The 922-nt window shown below is 36.4% G+C and carries 1 protein-coding gene; it reads right to left on the bottom strand.

Annotation, left to right across the window (positions count from 1 at the left end):
* Window positions 1–30: 30 nt before the first annotated feature.
* Window positions 31–777: an IS3 family transposase gene (locus tag L950_RS25445; protein ID WP_156169881.1), complete on the bottom strand. Its 747-nt coding sequence runs from the start codon at window positions 775–777 to the stop codon at window positions 31–33.
* Between the last annotated feature and the right edge of the window lie 145 nt (window positions 778–922).

Consider the following 922-nt stretch of genomic DNA (forward strand, 5'->3'; position numbering starts at 1 on the left):
TGGACTTGCAAATAAAATCGGCAGTACTAGTTAAGCAGTTTTTTTAAGATTTTGTTTTTTGTTATTGAATTGCTCTATGGTAAGGTTTCCTAGTGCAGAATGTCGACGCTGTCTATTGTACCATACTTCTATGTATTCAAATAAATCTGTCCTCATTTGCTCTTTTGATACCAATTTGTTCCCATATATTTGCTCTGATTTTAGTGTTTTAAAAAAGCTCTCTGCAACTGCATTGTCCCAACAATCACCTTTTCGACTCATACTTCTAGTTACGATTTTATAAGAATCTACTGTATTGCTGAATTTTTCGCAGGCATATTGTACTCCACGATCTGAATGAAAAATCAGACCAGGAAACAATTTGCGGTTCTTGACCGCCATTTTCCATGCTGCCAACGAAGTTTCTTCGGTCCTCATTGTTTCACTGACACTCCACCCAATACATTTACGGTCATATAAATCGAGGACTGTGGTTAGATATAAGAAGCCTTCTTTGGTGTGGATATAAGTAATATCCGAGACCCAAACTTTTGATGGTTCCGAAGGGGTGAAATTACGATCTAATACATTTTTCATTATTTTATGGGAATGTTTTGAATCTGTTGTGACTTTAAACTTCTTGCCTATTTTACTGCGTAGCCCCATCTTTCTCATATATTTAGCGACTGTAATCCTTGAGGCTTTCACACCATTATCCAATAATTCAGCAGCTATCCTAGGACTGCCATAACGCTGCTTTTTATTGAAATAAATAGTTTTTATCTTCTCTTCAAGAATGCCAACTTTAGAGCCACCAGCGGTTTAGAGTCATTTTTCCAAGTATAATAACTTCTGGAACCAACTCCCATAACCTTGCACCATTCTTTCAATCGGATATATTGTTGATGCAGCCTGATAAACTTATATATACTGATCGTTCTTG

It is taken from the genome of Sphingobacterium sp. IITKGP-BTPF85, from assembly GCF_001006065.1.
Lineage (GTDB): Bacteria > Bacteroidota > Bacteroidia > Sphingobacteriales > Sphingobacteriaceae > Sphingobacterium > Sphingobacterium anhuiense.